Annotated in this window: 17 protein-coding genes; 7 read left to right on the forward strand and 10 right to left on the reverse strand. The window is 70.6% G+C overall.

Translation table 11 applies throughout. The features are described from left to right. From Aco03nite_RS04550 to Aco03nite_RS04565, 4 genes are all read right to left on the reverse strand, one after another. Nucleotides 1–202: hypothetical protein (locus Aco03nite_RS04550; protein ID WP_203793317.1), on the reverse strand; the 202-nt coding region annotated here is incomplete at its 3' end. A gap of 65 nt (nucleotides 203–267) precedes the next feature. Further along, a complete protein-coding gene (locus tag Aco03nite_RS04555; RefSeq protein WP_203793318.1) occupies nucleotides 268–1449 on the reverse strand; it encodes a coiled-coil domain-containing protein in 1182 nt (393 codons plus the stop codon). A 66-nt stretch (nucleotides 1450–1515) separates the two neighbouring features. Beyond that, nucleotides 1516–2247 carry a hypothetical protein gene (locus Aco03nite_RS04560; RefSeq protein ID WP_203793319.1) on the reverse strand — a complete coding sequence of 244 codons (732 nt, stop codon included), beginning with the start codon at nucleotides 2245–2247 and terminating at the stop codon, nucleotides 1516–1518. A gap of 227 nt (nucleotides 2248–2474) precedes the next feature. Then, complete coding sequence (locus tag Aco03nite_RS04565; protein WP_275415818.1) at nucleotides 2475–3056, reverse strand: ADP-ribosyltransferase; 582 nt, start codon at nucleotides 3054–3056, stop codon at nucleotides 2475–2477. A gap of 96 nt (nucleotides 3057–3152) precedes the next feature. Here Aco03nite_RS04565 and Aco03nite_RS04570 point away from each other — a divergent pair, with 96 nt between their 5' ends. Further along, a complete protein-coding gene (locus Aco03nite_RS04570) occupies nucleotides 3153–3956 on the forward strand; it encodes an SDR family oxidoreductase (protein ID WP_203793320.1) in 804 nt (267 codons plus the stop codon). Here Aco03nite_RS04570 and Aco03nite_RS04575 read toward each other — a convergent pair. Both Aco03nite_RS04575 and Aco03nite_RS04580 read right to left on the reverse strand, forming a co-directional pair. Next, entirely contained in the window at nucleotides 3946–4347 is a 402-nt protein-coding gene (locus Aco03nite_RS04575) for a DoxX family protein (RefSeq protein ID WP_203793321.1), read from the reverse strand. The genes Aco03nite_RS04570 and Aco03nite_RS04575 overlap by 11 nt on opposite strands. Before the next feature lie 21 nt (nucleotides 4348–4368). Next, nucleotides 4369–4779, reverse strand: a complete 411-nt coding sequence (locus Aco03nite_RS04580; protein ID WP_203793322.1) for a PepSY domain-containing protein — start codon at nucleotides 4777–4779, stop codon at nucleotides 4369–4371. Between the two features lie 129 nt (nucleotides 4780–4908). Here Aco03nite_RS04580 and Aco03nite_RS04585 point away from each other — a divergent pair, with 129 nt between their 5' ends. Beyond that, nucleotides 4909–5448, forward strand: a complete 540-nt coding sequence (locus tag Aco03nite_RS04585) for an ATP/GTP-binding protein (RefSeq protein ID WP_203793323.1) — start codon at nucleotides 4909–4911, stop codon at nucleotides 5446–5448. Nucleotides 5449–5520: 72 nt separating this feature from the next. Here the strand turns inward: Aco03nite_RS04585 and Aco03nite_RS04590 are convergent, their stop codons facing one another. The 4 genes from Aco03nite_RS04590 to Aco03nite_RS04605 all read right to left on the reverse strand — a co-directional run bounded on the left by Aco03nite_RS04590 (nucleotide 5521) and on the right by Aco03nite_RS04605 (nucleotide 11069). Beyond that, nucleotides 5521–6642: a GDSL-type esterase/lipase family protein gene (locus Aco03nite_RS04590; protein ID WP_203793324.1), complete on the reverse strand. Its 1122-nt coding sequence runs from the start codon at nucleotides 6640–6642 to the stop codon at nucleotides 5521–5523. 917 nt (nucleotides 6643–7559) lie between these two features. Beyond that, entirely contained in the window at nucleotides 7560–9620 is a 2061-nt protein-coding gene (locus tag Aco03nite_RS04595; RefSeq protein ID WP_203793325.1) for a sensor histidine kinase, read from the reverse strand. 25 nt (nucleotides 9621–9645) lie between these two features. Further along, nucleotides 9646–10332, reverse strand: a complete 687-nt coding sequence (locus tag Aco03nite_RS04600) for a cache domain-containing protein (RefSeq protein ID WP_203793326.1) — start codon at nucleotides 10330–10332, stop codon at nucleotides 9646–9648. Between the two features lie 11 nt (nucleotides 10333–10343). Further along, nucleotides 10344–11069, reverse strand: a complete 726-nt coding sequence (locus Aco03nite_RS04605) for a FadR/GntR family transcriptional regulator (RefSeq protein WP_203793327.1) — start codon at nucleotides 11067–11069, stop codon at nucleotides 10344–10346. A 107-nt stretch (nucleotides 11070–11176) separates the two neighbouring features. On the opposite strand from Aco03nite_RS04605, the gene Aco03nite_RS04610 reads away from it, so the two are divergent. From Aco03nite_RS04610 to Aco03nite_RS04630, 5 genes are read left to right on the forward strand one after another with little or no spacing between them, the layout of a single operon-like run. Beyond that, the gene (locus Aco03nite_RS04610) at nucleotides 11177–12244 is read left to right on the forward strand and encodes an ABC transporter ATP-binding protein (protein ID WP_239144907.1); all 1068 of its coding nucleotides are present in this window, start codon (nucleotides 11177–11179) and stop codon (nucleotides 12242–12244) included. Then, entirely contained in the window at nucleotides 12237–13439 is a 1203-nt protein-coding gene (locus tag Aco03nite_RS04615; protein ID WP_203793328.1) for an ABC transporter substrate-binding protein, read from the forward strand. The genes Aco03nite_RS04610 and Aco03nite_RS04615 overlap by 8 nt, the downstream gene beginning before the upstream one ends. An 8-nt stretch (nucleotides 13440–13447) precedes the next feature. Further along, a complete protein-coding gene (locus Aco03nite_RS04620) occupies nucleotides 13448–14329 on the forward strand; it encodes an ABC transporter permease (protein WP_239144908.1) in 882 nt (293 codons plus the stop codon). Next, nucleotides 14326–15141 carry an ABC transporter permease gene (locus Aco03nite_RS04625; RefSeq protein WP_239144909.1) on the forward strand — a complete coding sequence of 272 codons (816 nt, stop codon included), beginning with the start codon at nucleotides 14326–14328 and terminating at the stop codon, nucleotides 15139–15141. The genes Aco03nite_RS04620 and Aco03nite_RS04625 overlap by 4 nt, the downstream gene beginning before the upstream one ends. A gap of 42 nt (nucleotides 15142–15183) precedes the next feature. Then, a complete protein-coding gene (locus tag Aco03nite_RS04630; RefSeq protein WP_203793330.1) occupies nucleotides 15184–17151 on the forward strand; it encodes a hypothetical protein in 1968 nt (655 codons plus the stop codon). Nucleotides 17152–17236: the final 85 nt, after the last annotated feature.

Below are 17236 nucleotides of genomic sequence, written 5' to 3' on the forward strand. Positions count from 1 at the left end.
GGGCGAGGGCGAGGGCGAGGGCGAGGGCGAGGGCGAGGGCGAGGGCGAGGGCGAGGGCGAGGGCGAGGGCGAGGGCGAGACCGGCACCATCAACGGCGACAGTAAGACCAGCGCCCGCGACGGCGACAGTAAGACCAGCGCCCGCGACGGCGACAGTAAGACCGACAACCGCGACGGCGACAGTGAGACCAGCACCCCGCAACGGCGGTATGGCAGCCCATCTCAAGGCGAGAGAGGCCGGGGAGGCCGGCGGCGGGTGGGTGGATTTCACCCGTTCGGGGTCAGGTGGTCGCCGGAGGATGTGGGTTGGGTGGGGACCGGGCGGGCGGCGCCCAAGCTGGCCAGCGCCGCCGCCAAGTCGCTCACCTGGGACGTCAGTTGGGCGACGCGCTGGTGTGCGGCGTCGGTGTCGGCCCGGGCGGATGCCAGGCGGCGCTCCAGGTCGGACTGTTCGCGGATGGCGCGCTCGGCCGCACGCTCCAGGTCCTCGACGGTGCGGCGCAGCGTGTCCCGTTCGCCGGTGACCGTCGACAGTGATTCGCCCGCGGACCGGATCTCGGACTGCAGGCCGGTGATCCGGGCGGTCGCCTCGTCCCGGTCGTGTTCGGCGGCCTCGGCCCGGCGACGGCTCAGCAGGGACTCCTCCGCGCGGCGTTCCGACTCGGCCAGGGCGGCCGACAGCTCCGCCCGGGTGGCCGCATGCTCCCCCTGGACGGCCGTCAGCCGGTCCTCGGCCTGTTGCCGGTCCTGCTCCGCCGTACTCCGGAAGTCCTTGGCGTCCTGCAGCGCCGTCTTCAGGTCCCGCTCCGAGGCGTCCCGCTGGGCCCGTACCTCAGCAAGCTCTGCCCGAACCGTCTCCAGATCGCGCCCGGCGGCGTCCCGCTCGGCCTCGGCCCGCTCGCGCAGCGCAGCGGCCGCCGTGGCGGCCCGGACCGCCTCGTCCCGTGCCGCCGACGCCTCCTGCGCCCGCTTGTTCGACTCCTCGGCGTTGCGCTGCGCGTCCTGTGCCTGGTGCCGGGCCTCGTCCCGTTCGGCGGTCGCCGCCGACGCCAGCTGCTGGGCCGCCGACGCCGCCTTCTCGGCCTGGTCCGCGTCGCGGCGGGCGTCGTCGCGTTCGGCGTGGGCGGCGGCCACCTGCCCGGACGTCTCCGCCCGCACCTCGGCGACCTGCCGTTCCACCCCGGCCGGGGACATCTCCGAGTGCAGGGCCTCGCTCAGCGACCCGACCAGCTGGTCGAGGCGGTCGACGGCCTCCCAGGTGCGCGCCACCTGCCCGGCCAGGCCGGGTGACGACCGATGCCGCATCCGTACGTTGCGGGACGCCCGCTGGCACTCGCCGTCGTTGTCCCGGCAGTAGCGGAACGGGCGCCCGGCGGACGCGCGCTGCGGCACCGGGCGCCCACAGTGGGCACACGGACGGGTCTCGGTGTCGTTCTCCTGCACACTCATAGCGCCCCCACCTTAGAACCGCGACCCCCGGCCGTCCGGCAGCGACACCGGCGGATGATCAGCGGGTCAGGCGGTCTGCTGGATCCAGGCGGGCATCGCGGCGGCCGCCGGCTGCTGCTCCGGCAGGATGTGGTGGCGCTGGGCGGTGGCCTGCTCGGTGGCGGTGGCCAGCTCACGGCGCAGGCTGTCCCGGGTGGCGGTGGCCAGGCGGGTGTCGTGCGCGACGGTCTCCTCCGTCTCGACGGCCTGGCGGTAGAGGTGGTGGCGGACCGCGGCGATCGCCCGGTGCAGCACCAGCTCCTGCTCCACCGGGTGCAGCCGCGGGTTCCAGCCGCCCTCGCCGGCGGCCAGGTCGGCGGCGACCGTAGCCGGGAGGTCACCGCGGTCCACGGCGTCCGCGACGGCGCGGTGGAGGAAGCGTTCCCGGAAGACGTACTCGGTGGTGGTGCGCAGGGTGTCCGGGGTCCGGAACGCGGCGGCCGCCCGGGTCCTGTCCAGCTGAGCGTCGGCGTCCTGCCAGCTGCGCCAGGCTTCCTCCGCCTGCTCCTCGGCGTGCTGCCGCAGCTCCAGCCAGCGCTCGGCGGCCGCGTCGGCCCGCTGGGCGGCGACCCGCACCTCGCCGGCCCACCGCTGCGCCTCGACCGCGGCCAGGTGACGGCGCTCGCGCTCGTCGTGGGCGCGGCGCACCGCGGGGATCAGCCGCAGCAGCCGGGTCAGCAGCTGGCCGGCCACCTGGAGCAGAACGGCCAGGCGCAGCGAGAACGGGGAGGGGTCCGTCAACGACATGGGTGTGCTCACGCTCGGTGAATCCTCCTCATTCGGCGGTGCGGTAAGTGCGGTGCGGTAAGTGCCGCGCGGAAAGTGAATTCGACCGTACCCGGCGATTCGAACGATCAACATTGGTCGCGGAGCGTGATGTTCACTGCAGTCGGAGGGTTGCTTCCGACATTTGGCCCGGCACCCGACAGAAGGGCTTCCACCTGGCGAAACAGGCCCACCGGGAGGGGTGGGCCGGTAACGGGAAATCAGTGCCAGGGACGGTAATTCGGATTACTACGGCAATCGTTCATGATCTCGGTCTTGGTGGTCTTGTCGACCGGGCAGACGCCGATCACGTACTCCTTGCGAATACCGCCGGGGAAAGCGACCTCGGCCTGATCGGCGTATTTGTGGGTGTCCCCGATGGTCTTGTTGACGTCGATGCCACCGGGCGCGTCGATGTAGTAGTTCCAGCCGGACTTGTACCAGGACTTGTACAGATCGTGGTCGTACGTGGTGGAAACGTACGGCGAGGCCTGGTTGACCAGCACGTACTCCTTCACGTCGTACTGACCGCCGGTGACGTCCTTGGCGGAGAACCCCTCGGCGAAGATGACCTCCGGGGCGCGGCTGTCGCTGCGGTAGAGCGTGCCGCAGCCCACCCGCCACACCGGCGCGGGCGTGATCCGGTCCAGCTTGACGTTCTTCGGGTCGGTGGCGGCCTTCACCCGGTCGGCGACGAGCGGACAGGACGGGCCGGCCGGGGCTGCCGATGCGGCGGACGGGACGGCGAGGACGCTGAACGTGAACACGGCGACGAGGCCCTGCCGCAACGAGTGCTTGATCATGAGCTGCACGATGTCGGCTCGCCCCGGCGGCCGGTCGGACCGTCACACGATCGTCGCGTGTCCACGCGTACCGGCAAATGATCTAAGGTCTCGGTCATGGATCGCACAGCGCTGGTCACCGGGGCGTCGTCGGGCATCGGCCGATCGACCGCCATCGCTCTCGTGGCGCGCGGCTACCGGGTCCTCGGCACCAGCCGCGACCCGTCGTCGCTGACGCCCGGCCAGCGGCCGGAGGGTGTCGAGTTCCATCCGCTCGACCTCGCCGACGACGCGTCGGTGGAGAGCCTCGCGCCGGTCCTCGCCGGGGTGGACGTGCTGGTCAACAACGCCGGGGAGAGCCAGTCGGGCCCGCTGGAGGAGCTTCCGGGCGAGGCGCTGCGCCGGCTTTTCCAGATCAACGTCCTTGCGCCGGTACGGTTGACCCAGCTCGTTCTCCCGGGCATGCGGGAGCGCCGGCGGGGCCGGATCGTGATGGTCGGGTCGATGCTGGCGTCGTTCCCGCTGGCGTACCGGTCGTCCTATGTCGCCTCCAAGGCCGCGATCAAGGGGTTCAGCAACGGGGCCCGGCACGAGCTGACCCCGTTCGGGGTGTGGATGACCACCGTGGAGCCCGGCTCGATCGCCACCGGCATCAGCGAACGGCGCACCAAGTACGTCAGTCCCGACTCCCCGTACGGCGCCGACTTCGCGGGCATGCTGGCCGTTCTCGATCGCAACGAGCGGGACGGGATCACCGCGGAGAAGGTGGCCGCGACCATCGTGTCCGCGATCGAGGCGGCCCGCCCGCGACCCCGTTACGCGGTCGGCAGCAACGCGCCGCTGGTGTTCGCGCTACGGCGGGTGCTGCCGCTCGGCCTGGCCGAGAAGATCGTGCACCGCAAGTACGGCCTCATTCGGTAGCCCGGCGGGACCGGTGGGTGGCGAACAGCGCCCAGATCACCAGCACCGGCTGGAAGAACAGCCTGGTCAGCCGGGCGCTGTCGGTGTCGAGACCGAAACCGTCCCGGTGGTCCAGCCACTGGGCGACGTTGCCCGGGAAGATCGCCACGAAGAACGCCGCCACGATCCACCCGAGGTAGCGGCGGGCCGGGTGCCGCCACACGGTCAGCAGCGCCACCCCGAGCAGGATCTCCACGATGCCCGAGGCGACCACCACCAGGTCGGGGCCGACCGGAACCCAGTCCGGCACCTGTGCCTGGAACTCCTGCCGCGCCACGGTCAGGTGGGCGGTCCCGGCGAATGTCAGAAATCCGCCGAGAACACCCTGTGCCACGTTCTTGAAAAGACCCATGGCAGACGAGCATGCCCTATGTCAGTCGTCGATGATCGCCCCGTTCACCGCGTCGACCTCGACCTCGTCCTCCCGGCCGCCGAGCACGAACTCGACCTCCCAGGTCGGGCGGTCGTCCCGTTTGTCGAGTTCCGCCTTGATCACCCGGGCGCCGGGGAACCGCTGCGTCACGATCGCCGCGGCCTGCACCGCGTTCACCGGCCGTGGACCGAATCTCGCGTCCAGCTCCGGATCGATCTCGATCTCGAAACCGGCCGTCGTGCTACCGGCCGTCGCGCTGCCGCTGCGGCGCTCGTCCTCGATCTCGATACCCGCCGTCGTGCCGCCGCCGCGGCGCTCGGCCGAGTCGTCGGCGCTGGCCAGGGCGGTTCCGACCGCCAGGAACACACCGGCACCGGCGATCGTGGCCCCGATCAACAGACTTCTGCGCATCTCAACTCCCACCGTTGGGAACATCACGACGGCGATGGATACGGTGGCCCGGGCGTGCCGGGCCGGGCGGTGCCCGAATACTGGACCTCTCCTGGACAGTTTCTATACATCTTTGGTGAGGAGGTCCGGATGCGGATCGCGATCTCCGGTACGCACGGGACCGGCAAGACCACGCTGGCCGAGGCGCTGTGCGAGCGTCTGCCGGGGCACATCCTGACCGACGAGCCCTACTACCTGCTGGAGGAGCAGGGGTACGAGTGCGGCTTCCCGCCGTCGGCCGAGGACTACCGGGCGATGCTGGCCTGCGCGGTTCGGAGCCTGCTGGCCCCGTCGGCATCCGCCGGGGCCGTTTTTGATCGGTCGCCGCTGGACTACCTGGCCTATCTGGCCGCGATCGGCGCGGACCCGTCCGAGCAGGCGGACGCGCTTCGGCCGGCGTTCGCGACCCTCGACCTGCTGGTCGTCACGGTGATCACCGCGGAGACCGAGCGGATCCTGCCCGACGCCGAGCTGCCCGGCCTGCGCGCCCGGATGAACGACGCGCTCCTGGAACTGGTCTACGACGACCCGTTCGACGCCTGGACCGACCTCCCGGTGGTGGAGCTGAGCGGTCCGCTCGACGAACGCCGGGAAACGGTGCTGGCCGCGGCGGTCGCCGTCAGCCGGTGAACAAACAACAGGTCGCCGTAGCCGGTGAACAAACAACAGGTCGCCGTAGCCGGTGGACCACGACAGGTCCCGTCAGCCGGTGAACCAGGACAGGTCGGCGGCGTCGGCGATCGCCTGGAAACCGGCCGCCGACGGGTGCAGGTGGTCGCCGGAGTCGAACTCGCGGCGGAACCGGGTCGGCGCGGACGGGTCCTGGGTGGCCGCGGCCTGGTCCAGGACGAAGTCGCAGCCGCTGCCACCGGACCGGATGAACGCGTTGATCTCGGCCCGGCCCGCCTCACCACGTGCCGACCAGTAACCCGCACCCTGGTACGGGGTCAGCGTCGAGCAGATCACCCGCACCCCGGCCGCGTGCGCCCGTGCCGTCAGATCCCGCAGCGTGCCGGTCAGCCGGGACACCGACGGTGGATCGGCGGCGCCCAGATCGTTCAGCGCGTCGTCGGAGATGATCACCCAGCGCACACCGGGCCGGCTCAACACGTCGCGTTCGAACCGGTTGACGCCGCTCTCGCCGCGGTCGTCGGCGGTGAACCGGTTGCCGCTGATCCCCGCGTTCAGCACGCCGACCTCGTGACCGGCCTTGCGCAGCCGGTCGGAGAGCAGGTCCGGCCAGCGCACGTTGGCGCCGAACCGGGAACCCAGCCCGTCGGTGATCGACGCGCCGAACGCCACGACCGCGCCGCCGTCGCTGCGGACATCAAGACCGGACAGGAAGAACCAGCTGCTTTCGGTACGGATACCGGACAGTTTCGGCGCCGACGCCTGATCCCCGCCGGCCACGTAGTTGTGCTGCACCGCGATCCCGTGCCGGGTGCTCGGGCCGGTCACCGACGGCAGCCACGTCGAGACGGCGACGTCACCGTCCGCGGGCACCTCGAACGACACCTCGTCACTGACCGCCGTCTCGCCGACCGGAATCGTGACCGACGTCCGGCCACCGAACGTGACCGCGCGATCGGTGGCCGGGTCGATGGTGCCGCCGCTGACCGGGCGGGCCAGCCGCACCGCGCCGACGACCAGCGGGCGGGTGCCGAACTCGTTCGTCAACCGGATCCGGGCCGCGCCGCCGCCGATGCTGGTGTGCACGATCTGCCGCAGCGTGTGCTTCTCGAAGGAGCGGCCGCCGCTCTCCACCGCCGTGCCCCAGGTGCCGACCCAGGGACGAACGTCCTGTTCCTCTGCTGCCTGCTTCATCGACTGCGCGGAAACGGATGGTTCCGGCGAAGCGGGCGGTTGCGCCGCGGGTGCCGAACATCCGGCTGTGAGCAGCACCGACAGCCACGCCGCCCGCCGCATGTTCTCCCCCGTCTGTCGTGTTGCGCAGATCCTGTCATCGGCGGCGCCCGGCGGCCGAACCCTGATGTGATCATGTGGGGAACTCGACATCCGGCGGTTCGTGATCTCGACTCGACGATGTTCAATGGGCGGGCACAGGCGACAGGGGCGAGAGGATTCCGATGACCGCGATCGTGGGGCTGACCCGGGGCGATTCCGTCTACATCGGCGGCGACAGCGCGGGCGTGTCCGGCTGGAACCTGTCCGTCCGCGCCGACACCAAGGTGTTCCGCAACAAGGGCTATCTGTTCGGATTCACCAGTTCGTTCCGGATGGGGCAGCTCATCCGGTACTCCCTGGACCTGCCCAAACCCAGGGACGATCTGGACCGTTTCATGGTCACCAAGTTCATCGACGGTCTGCGGGACTGCCTCAAGTCCGGCGGGTACGCCCGCAAGGAGGAGGAACAGGAGATGGGCGGAACGTTCCTGGTCGGCGTCCGGGGGCAGCTCTACACGATTCAGGACGACTACCAGGTGGGCAAGGCCGCCGACGGTTACGCCGCGGTCGGGTGCGGCGACCAGATCGCCCTCGGCGCCCCTGTACGCGACGGCCGGCCGCGGCATGCGCCCGAAGGCCCGGGTCCGCCTGGCCCTGAGCGCCGCCGAACGTTTCAGTGCCGGCGTCCGGGGCCCGTTCACCTGCAAGAAGATCTGACAACTGAAGCTGTCGGGCTCGGGGTGAACCTCGGCCACCGCGTCCGGCCCGGCGGTCGCGGGTCGGTCCGGTGTTCCGCCTGCCTCGCGGTGTGGCCACGGGACTCTGCGTTCGGCGTACTAGGAAATGGTTGCGGGTGTGCCTGGTTTTGTGGAAGTCGGCAACGGGGTGCTGGGGGAGCAGGGCAGCGAGAGGACGAAGACCGCGCCGCGTGGTTGGTTGGGCTGGTAGGTGATGGTGGCGCCGGAGGCCTCGGCCAGGCGCGCGACCAGGTAGAGGCCCAGGCCGGTGCCGGACTTGGTGGTGGCGACGCCGGTCTCGGCGCGGGTGAAGCGCTCGAACAGGTGCGGGACGAACGCCGCCGGTACACCCTCGCAGTGGTCGATGATCTTCACTTCGACCCGGTCGTGGTCGTGTTTCACGGTGATCCGGAACGGTGGGGCGCCGTATTTGACCGCGTTGGCCAGCAGGTTGCCCATCAACAGGGCCAGATGGACCGGGTCGGCGTAGGCCAGGATCCGGTCGGGGCCGGTGACCGTCGCGGCGTTCTTCGGATCGGCCGAACCCTGCGCGGCCACCGCCTGCCGCGCCGCGTGCGCGACGTCGAGCCGGGCCGGGCGGGCGGTCAGCGCCCCGGCGTCCAGCTGCGCGAGTGTCAGGATCTCGCTGACCAGCTGCTCGGCGCGGTGCCCGGCGGACGTCATCCGGCGCAGATAGTGCCGGCGGGTCTCCTCCTCCATGTCGGTCCAGTCCTCGACGAGCATCTCGCCGGCCGACACGATGGTGGTCAGCGGCTGGCGCACGTCGTGACTGAGCATCGCCATGAAGTCGCCCATCTGCTCGTTGGCGTGTTCCAGGCGGGCGGCGTGCTGTTCCAGCTCGGCGGCGTCGTCGCGGCGGGCGCGTTCCAGCATCCGGCGTTCGGTGACGTCGACGATCTGGGTCGCGAAGTACTGGGCGCGGCCCGCCTGGTCGTGCACCAGGTTCGCGGTGATGATCACTTCGACGATGCGACCGTCCGCGTGCAGATAGCGTTTCTCCATGTCGAAGCCGTCGGTACGCCCGGTCAGGCAGTCCTGGATCAGGCCCAGACAGCGCGGCAGATCCTCGGGGTGGGTGAGCTCGGCGAAGTTCGCGCCGATCAGGTCCGCCTCGGGCCGGCCGAGCATGGTGCAGAGCGCCGGATTGACCCGGGAGAACCGGCCGTCGAGATCGGCCATCGCCATGCCGATGCGGGAGTTGTCGAACACCTTGCGGAACCGCTGTTCGCTGGAGCCCAGCTCGCGGCGGCTCCGGCGGGTGCGTGCCGTGGCCACCACCACGAGCAGGCCGACGATCGACGCGGTGACCAGGGCGGCCCGGCCGGCGGCGCGGGCGTCGGCGGTGGAGGCGTACAACGTCGTCTCGGTCGCCGACGCGGACAGCCGCCACGGGGTGCCCGGGATCGCCCGGGACGTGTACTGCCACCATTCGCCGTCCTCGCGGTACCGGCCCCGCTCGGCGCGGGCCAGCGCGCCGGACAACTCGGGTTCCACCGCGTCGAGCATGATCACGCCTCCCTGGTGCGGGCGGTTGGCGGCGACGACAGCGCCGGCGTCGTCGACGAGCTGGATCTTCACACCGGGCAGGGTGATGGCGCCGGTCAGGTACGAGGAGAGCGGGCTGTTGTCGGTGACCGACACCGCGCCGGAGAAGACCCGCAGCCCGTGGTCGGTGCTGAACGGGACGGCGATCCCGACCACCGGCTTGCCCTGCGCGGCCGACGGCACCACCGGGGACACCGCGGCGCGGCCCTGGAGGGCTGAGGTCAGGTGCGGGTACCGGCCGGCGATCTCCTGACCGATGATCATCGGGTTCGACGGGATGACCTGGAGAACCCGCCCCCGGGTGTCGAGCAGGACGGCGGCCGGGTAGCCGAAGCCGTTGACCATGCGGGTGAAGTCGCGGTCGTCGACGGTCGCGGCGCCGAGGAACGATCCGGCCTGGGCGGCCTGCCGGGCCATCAGGTCCTCGACGAACGTCTGGACGGTGTTGGCGGCCATGTCGGCACGCACTTGGTAGCGCTGGACGGCGTTCTGTTTCGTGGTGCGTTCCACCCAGAGCAGGACGCCGGTGCCCAGGCAGGTCAGAACCAGCCACACCGCTAGCGGCGCGGCCAGGAAACGCCAGCCCGTCCGCATGTTTCCGACTATGGCACGACTTGGGTCAGGGCCAGGTCAGGACCGTCAAAGGCAGCGTGCCGCACGGGGCCAGGCTGACCCCGCCGGGCAGGGTCATCGGGGTCTGCCGGGCCAGCGCCTCGCGGATCGGCGCGTCCCGGATCAGGGAACCCGCCAGGTGATGGGCGGTGGTTCCGGCGATCACCCGGCCCTGCGTGTTGACCAGGGCGGTGGGGCTGCGCACGGTGCGCAGGGCCGGCCGGAGAGCGCGCTCGAAGTCGGCGACGAAGACGTCCGCGCCGGCTATCCCGGCGAACGTGCCGTCCCGGTCCCTTATCGGCTCGGTGAACGTCAGGGCGTACTGCTCGGCGCAGACGTAGTCGACGTACGGGCCGGTCACGTGCCGGGAGCCGGTCTCGCGGGGGACGGTGAACCAGGGCTGGCGGCGGACGTCGACGTAGTCGTCGCTGGCCGGGTCCAGGTCGAGTTCCAGCCGGGTGGGGCCGGGGCCCATCCACCATTCGATCTGTTGCGGGTCACGGTCGGTGATCACTCCGGCGCCGGAGATCAAACCCGTTGTCTTCTGTACGATCGACAAGCCCATCTCGGACAGATCGCGTTCTGTACGTATCTGCTCTTCGGCCTGGATCCGCAGCTCGGTGACCACGGCGAAGGTCTGCTCGGCGAGATCGGTGACGTGTTCGGCCAGGGCTGTCGTCACATGGATCGCCACGGATCCCGCCTTCACTGCTCGATCAGCGTCAGGTGCAGGTTGACCAGCCGATCGACAGCCCGTTCGAGGTGATCCTCGGTCAACTTCCGGGCCAGGTCGCCGTCGCCCGCCGCGATGGCCGCGGTGATCGCACGGTGGTCCGCGTGCGGATCATATGCGCAATCGCCCCCGGGTAGAACCGGTGACCACAGCAGTGTCCCGAGCTCGGTCGCGAACCGCACCTCCTCCCGGGCCAGCCGGGCACTCTGCGCGACCGCCGCGACCTCCAGGTGGTAGGCCCGTTCCATCCGGTGCAGCGGCCCGGACGTGTCGGCGTCCACCTCCTCGATCCGCAGGATGTCGGCGGCGTCGGCGCGCTGGGCGGCCAGTCGCGCGGCGGTTCCGGCGATCGCGGCGTAGTGGTCGGCGGTGTCCCGCACGGTGGGCAGGCTCAGCTCGGTCAGCCGGGTGTTCACCTCGTCGCGGACGGCCGGCGCGCGCACGAAACTGCCGCCGCCACGGCCGCGCCGGGTCTCCACCAGGTTCTGCTGGCGCAGGGCGACGAGCGCCTCCCGCACGGTCACCCGGGAGACCCCGAACTGGGCCGCCAGGTCGGCCTCGCTGGGTAACTGTTCGGCATCGGTGAGCAACCCGAAGGTGATCGCGTCGGTGAGCCTGCGGACCACGGTCTCGGCGCGGCTGTGCGGGTCGAGCGGGGCGAAAACCACTGATCGCGCGCTGGTTCGCTCGGTCCCCATGTCCTTGATTCTTCCGTACGGCTGTTGACGGATCGGTTACCGGGCTGTCTTGACCTTTAAAGTCTGACGCCATACCTTTTCGCTACCTCGCTCTCAGGGAGTTCCCAGTGACCGACAGTCCCACCCCGGCGATCAGGCTCACCGGGCTCCGCAAGTCGTTCGGCGCCGTCGCGGCGGTGACCGGCGTCGATCTGGAGATCGGCGACGGCGAGTTCTTCTCGATGCTCGGGCCGTCCGGCTCCGGCAAGACCACCGTGCTGCGGATGATCGCCGGCTTCGAACTGCCCACCGCCGGAACCGTGCACCTCGGCGGCCGGGACGTCACCCGGCTCGCCCCGTTCGAACGTGACGTGAACACGGTCTTCCAGGACTACGCGCTGTTCCCGCACATGACCGTGCGGGAGAACGTCGAGTACGGCCTCAAGGTCCGCGGCGTCGGCCGGTCGGCACGCCGGGCCCGGGCCGCCGAAGCGCTCGCCTCGGTCCGGCTCGACGGCTTCGGCGACCGCCGGCCGTCCGCCATGTCCGGTGGGCAACGGCAGCGCGTCGCCCTGGCCCGTGCCCTGGTCAACCGGCCCCGGGTGCTGCTGCTCGACGAGCCGCTGGGCGCCCTGGACCTGAAACTGCGCGAGCAGATGCAGGTCGAACTCAAGGCCATCCAGCGCGAAGTGGGCATCACATTCGTCTTCGTCACCCACGACCAGGACGAGGCCCTCACCATGAGCGACCGGGTCGCCGTCTTCGAGAGCGGGCGGATCGCCCAGGTCGGCACCCCGGCCGAGGTGTACGAACGGCCGGCCAGCTCGTTCGTCGCCGGTTTTGTCGGCACCTCGAACGTGTTCACCGGCGAGGTGGCCCGCGGGCTCCTCGGCCGGGACGGCACCTTCTCCATCCGCCCCGAGAAGATCGACCTCTCGCCGGACTCCGGCGTCCCCGGTGCCGTCGGCCTTCCTGGTGCCGTCGGCCTCCCCGGTGTCGTCGCCGAGGTCGTCTACGCGGGCCCGGTCACCCGGTACGTGATCGACCTCGACGCGGGCAGCCGTGCCGTGGTCGTCGCGCAGAACCGGCACCACGGCGCACCACTGGCCGCCCGCGGCGACCACGTCCGCCTGAGCTGGCACGACGAGCACGTCGTCGAGATCCCCACCTCATCGAAGGAGACCGCTGATGCGTAGCGGAATGTCGTTGATCGCGGCCCTGGCGGCCGGAGTACTCACCCTGGCCGGCTGCGGCGGCGACGGCGGAACCACCGGAGGCGGCTCCGGCCCCGGCGGCCTGACCGTCCCGAAGATCGACGAGCTGGCTGCCCTCGGCGCCGGGGAGGGCGAGGTCAACGTCGTCTCCTGGGCCGGTTACGTCGAGGACGGTTCCACCGACAAGGCCGTCGACTGGGTCACCGGTTTCGAGAAGGAGACCGGATGCCAGGTCAACAACAAGATCGCCGGTACGTCCGACGAGATGGTCTCGTTGATGAAGACCGGCGAGTACGACGTCGTCTCCGCCTCCGGTGACGCGTCGTTGCGCCTGATCTACGGCGGTGACGTCGCCCCGGTCAACACCGACCTGATCGCCAACTACAAGGACGTCTTCGACGGGCTCAAGAACAAGCAGTGGAACTCGGTCGACGGCGCGGCCTACGGGGTTCCGCACGGCCGGGGCGCCAACCTGCTGATGTACCGCACCGACACGGTCACCCCGGCCCCCACCTCGTGGAGCGTCGTCTTCGACCCGGCGTCCCCGTACAAAGGCAAGATCACCGCCTACGACTCGCCGATCTACATCGCGGACGCGGCTCTGTATCTGATGAAGACCAAGCCCGACCTCAAGATCACTAATCCGTACGCCCTCGACGACACGCAGTTCCAGGCCGCCGTGGACCTGCTCAAGCAGCAGAACGAGCTGATCGGCGAGTACTGGTCGGACTACACCAAGGAGGTGCAGGCGTTCAAGGCCGGCAACTCCGTGCTCGGCACCACCTGGCAGGTCATCCAGAACCTGACCGAGGCCGACGGCGCACCCGTCGAGTCGATCCTGCCCAGCGAGGGTGCCACCGGCTGGTCCGACACCTGGATGGTCGCCGCCAAGGCCAAGCACCCGAACTGCTCCTACCTCTGGATGAACCACATCATCTCGCCGCAGGCCAACGCCGGCGTCGCCGAGTGGTTCGGCGAAGCCCCGTCGAACAAGCTGTCCTGCGCACTCACCGCCGACAAGTCGCACTGCGCCACCTTCCACGCCGAGGACGAGGACTACTTCGAACAGGTCTGGTACTGGACCACGCCGCTGGCCCAATGCGTCGACGGCCGGACCGACGTGACCTGCAAGGACTACGCGGCCTGGACCCAGGCCTGGACCACGATCAAGGGGTAGCCGTCATCGTGTCCACTGTCGTCACCGGGCCCGGTCGCAAGGCCGGGTCCTTCCTCCACCGCCATCCCGGCCTACGCCTGGCCGGCTTCCTCTCCGCGCCGCTGCTCTGGCTGGTGGTCGCCTATCTCGGCGCCCTGGCCGTCCTGTTGATCTCCGCGTTCTGGACCGTCGACGGTTTCACCGGCGAGACCGTCCGCGCCTTCTCGCTCACCAACTTCCAGACCCTGTTCAGCGAGGAGGTCTACCGCAACGTCACCCTGCGCAGCCTCGGTGTGGCCACCGCCGTCACGGTGATCTGCATGCTGATCGCCGTACCGATGGCGTTCTTCATGGCCAAGGTCGCGTCCCCGCGCTCCCGCCACTGGCTGGTCATCGCGATCCTCACCCCGCTGTGGGCCAGTTACCTGGTCAAGGCCTACGCGTGGCGGATCCTGCTGGCCAACGGCGGCCCGGTCGACTCGCTGCTCGGCGGCCCGGGAAACGGCCCCGGCTACGGTCTGGTCGCCACGGTCATCGTGCTCTCCTATCTGTGGCTGCCCTACATGATCCTGCCGATCTACGCCGGTCTGGAACGCCTGCCCGACTCCCTGCTGGAAGCCTCCGCCGACCTCGGCGCCCGAGCCGGCCGGACCTTCCGCTCGGTGGTCCTGCCGACCCTGATCCCGTCGGTCTTCGCCGGTTCGATCTTCACCTTCTCCCTCTCGCTGGGCGACTACATCACCGTCCAGATCGTCGGCGGTAAGTCCCAGCTGATCGGCAACCTGGTCTACGCCAACATCGGCGCCGCCAACAACCTCCCGTTCGCCGCCGCCATCGCCACCGTCCCGGTCCTGATCATGGTCATCTACCTGCTGGCGGTCCGCCGCTCCGGCGCCCTGGAGGAGCTGTGACCCTCTCCGCCCCCGCCCGCTGGGCGCTGCGCGCCACGATGGCCCTCGGTCTCGTCTTCATCTACGTGCCGCTGCTGCTGGTCCTGGTCAACTCCTTCAACGGCGACCGCACCTTCGCCTGGCCGCCGCACGACTGGACCACCCAGTGGTGGGCCGCGGCCTGGGCGAACGAGGGCGCCCGCCAGGCCCTGCTCACCTCGGTCGAGGCCGGGCTCGGGGCCACCGCCATCGCCCTGGTCCTCGGCACGATGGTCGCGTTCGCCGTGCAGCGCTTCCGGTTCTTCGGCCGGGACACCGTCTCCCTCCTGGTGATCCTTCCGATCGCCCTGCCCGGCATCGTCACCGGCATCGCCCTGGACAGCGCCTGGCGCTCGGTGATGGGTGACCTGGGCATCGGCAAGGGCCTCTTCTCGGTGGTCGTCGGCCACGCCACGTTCTGCGTGGTCACGGTCTACAACAACGTCCTGGCCCGGCTGCGCCGCACCGGCACCAACCTGGAGGAGGCCTCCGCCGACCTGGGCGCCGGCCCGTGGCAGACCTTCCGCTACGTCACCTTCCCGATGATCCGCTCGGCCCTGCTGGCCGGTGGCCTGCTCGCGTTCGCCCTCTCCTTCGACGAGATCATCGTGACCACCTTCACCGCCGGCCCCGGCATCACCACCCTCCCCATCTGGATCTTCAACAACCTCTTCCGCCCCAACCAGGCCCCGATCGTCAACGTGGTGGCCGCCGTCCTGATCGTCCTGTCCGTCCTCCCGGTCTGGCTGGCCCAGCGCATCGCCGGCCCCGAGGCGGGCGCCTCCCGAACCTGACCTGAGCAGCGGTTTTCGGATCATGTCCGTTACCCTCGCGCGGTGTCCTCCGCTCCGGCCCCCCGTGAGTCCCTCGGCCTGATCGGCAACAGCGCCGTCGGTTACCAGCTGGCCGTCGTCCACGGTCGCCGGCTGCTCGCCGTGCTGCTGCCGCTGCTCACCGCGGCCATGCTCGGCCTCTACCTGCTGGACCTGCTCCTGGCCCGGCAGCAGACGGTGATCCTGGACGGGTACCCGTCGGTCCCCGCCATCGAGGACCCGGCCTGGGCGAAGAGCGCCGTGGTCATCGTCTTCTGGCTGATCGGCCTGACCGCGGCCACCACGGCCGTCGCTGACGCGGAACGGGGCCGGACCACGCGCCCCCGGGCCGCCCTGACAGCCGCGATCCGCAGGCTCCCGGCGCTGGTGATCCTGTCGGCGGCGGTGGCCGGCGGCACGTTCCTGCTGGTCACCGCGGTCGCCGGGATCGCCTCCGAGATGCCGGAAGCGATCCTGCCCCTGCTCTGCGGAGCCCTGCTGCTCGCGGCGGTGATCGGCGCCCGCCTGCTGATCGGCCTGATCGCCTCCGGCGGCCCGGAACGCACCCCGACCCGCGGGCGGGTGCTGAGCACCGCCGGCGCCTTCGTGCTCGGCGGCGTCGTGATCCCGCTGGCCGGTGCCCTCCTGACGGCCGGCCCGTGGACCGTGCTCCCGCCCGCCTTCCTCGTGCCGCTCACCGCGCTCGTGCTCACCTTCGTGGTAGCCGCCCAGGCCGGGATCCTCGCTCACATCGGCCTGCTGCACACCGCCGCGCAGGACCCGGTCGATCCACCGCTGCCGGAGACGGAGTCGCCCGAGACAGAGACAGCGGAGACGGAGGCACCGCGGGCCGGGGCGGTGCGGCGACCGTGGTTCGCGGTGGCGGCGGTGATCGTCGTTCTGGCTCTGCCCGTCGGTGTCGCCGCGTTGAATCCGCTCGGGGCACCCGTCGTGCGGTCGCACGGTGACGTGCCCAGCGGTGTGGCCGCGGTGGCGTGGCCCGCGGGACAGCATCCGGTGATCGCGACGATCTCCGGCGCCCGGTTCTGCGACGACGACCTGTGCGACAGGCACGTCACCCGGAACGGCGGGCCCAGCGTCTACGACGGTTACGGCACGGCGGCCATCAGCACGGACGGCACCGCCGTGGTCAAGGCCGCGCTCACCGGCGGTGCGGACACCGGCGGTCCCTTCGTCCACTACACCGTCTGCACCCGCTCCGGGTGCCCGGAGCAGTGGTTTCCCGTCCGCGCCTCGGCCGGGGAGCCGTCCGGCTGGTCCGACCTCGCCGCCGCTGTCGCCCCGGACCAGGCCGTCTGGTTCGGGCTGGCGGCGGTGCCGGAGGAGGACGCGAACCGTTACGAGATCACGCTCATCCGCTGCCCCGACGCCAGTTGCAGCCGGCCGGAGCGGCACCGGGCCGGGACCGTCGACCGCGACCCCGAGGACTCCTTCGCCGGCCGCCGGCGCATCAGCCTGTCGATCGGCGCCGACGGGCGCCCGGTCCTGATGATCCGTACCGGCACGGTCGCCACCGTGGTGACGTGCGACCCGGTCACCTGCGCCGCCCCTCGGACGACGTCGGCCTTCGCGGGCACGAGCGGCACCACCTGGGACACCCTGGCCGGCGATCCCGCGACGGTGATCGCCTTCGACCCGGGCCGCCTCCAGTTCGGGGAGCAGCTCATCACGCTGGACAGTGGCCGGACCGCCGCGTGGTCCGGCGCGGTGGCCTCCGAGGGCTCCCACGTCTACGCCACCGCCGCCGAACAGGCCGATCCGCCCGGGCTGCACGTCACGATCAGCACCGACGGCGAGCCGGCCGAACCGGGTTACTGGCGGCAGATCCTGTGGCGCTGTGACCAGAACGGATGCTCCCGCCAGGCCCTGGACGGGATGACCGAGTCGTGGGGCCGCGAGGGGCTGGCGGTCTCCGGCGACGGACAGGTCCTCATCGTGCGCCAGGACCGCATCCTGCTGTTCACCCCCTAGGGATGGCCGTACGAGGGATGTGTGGGCCCTTGTGAATTTGATTGACTTCGATGGCGCAGTGGAGCACCGCGCGGAACTGATTGAT

Origin of the sequence: Actinoplanes couchii, from assembly GCF_016862075.1 — a bacterium.
Taxonomy (GTDB): Bacteria; Actinomycetota; Actinomycetes; order Mycobacteriales; family Micromonosporaceae; genus Actinoplanes; species Actinoplanes couchii.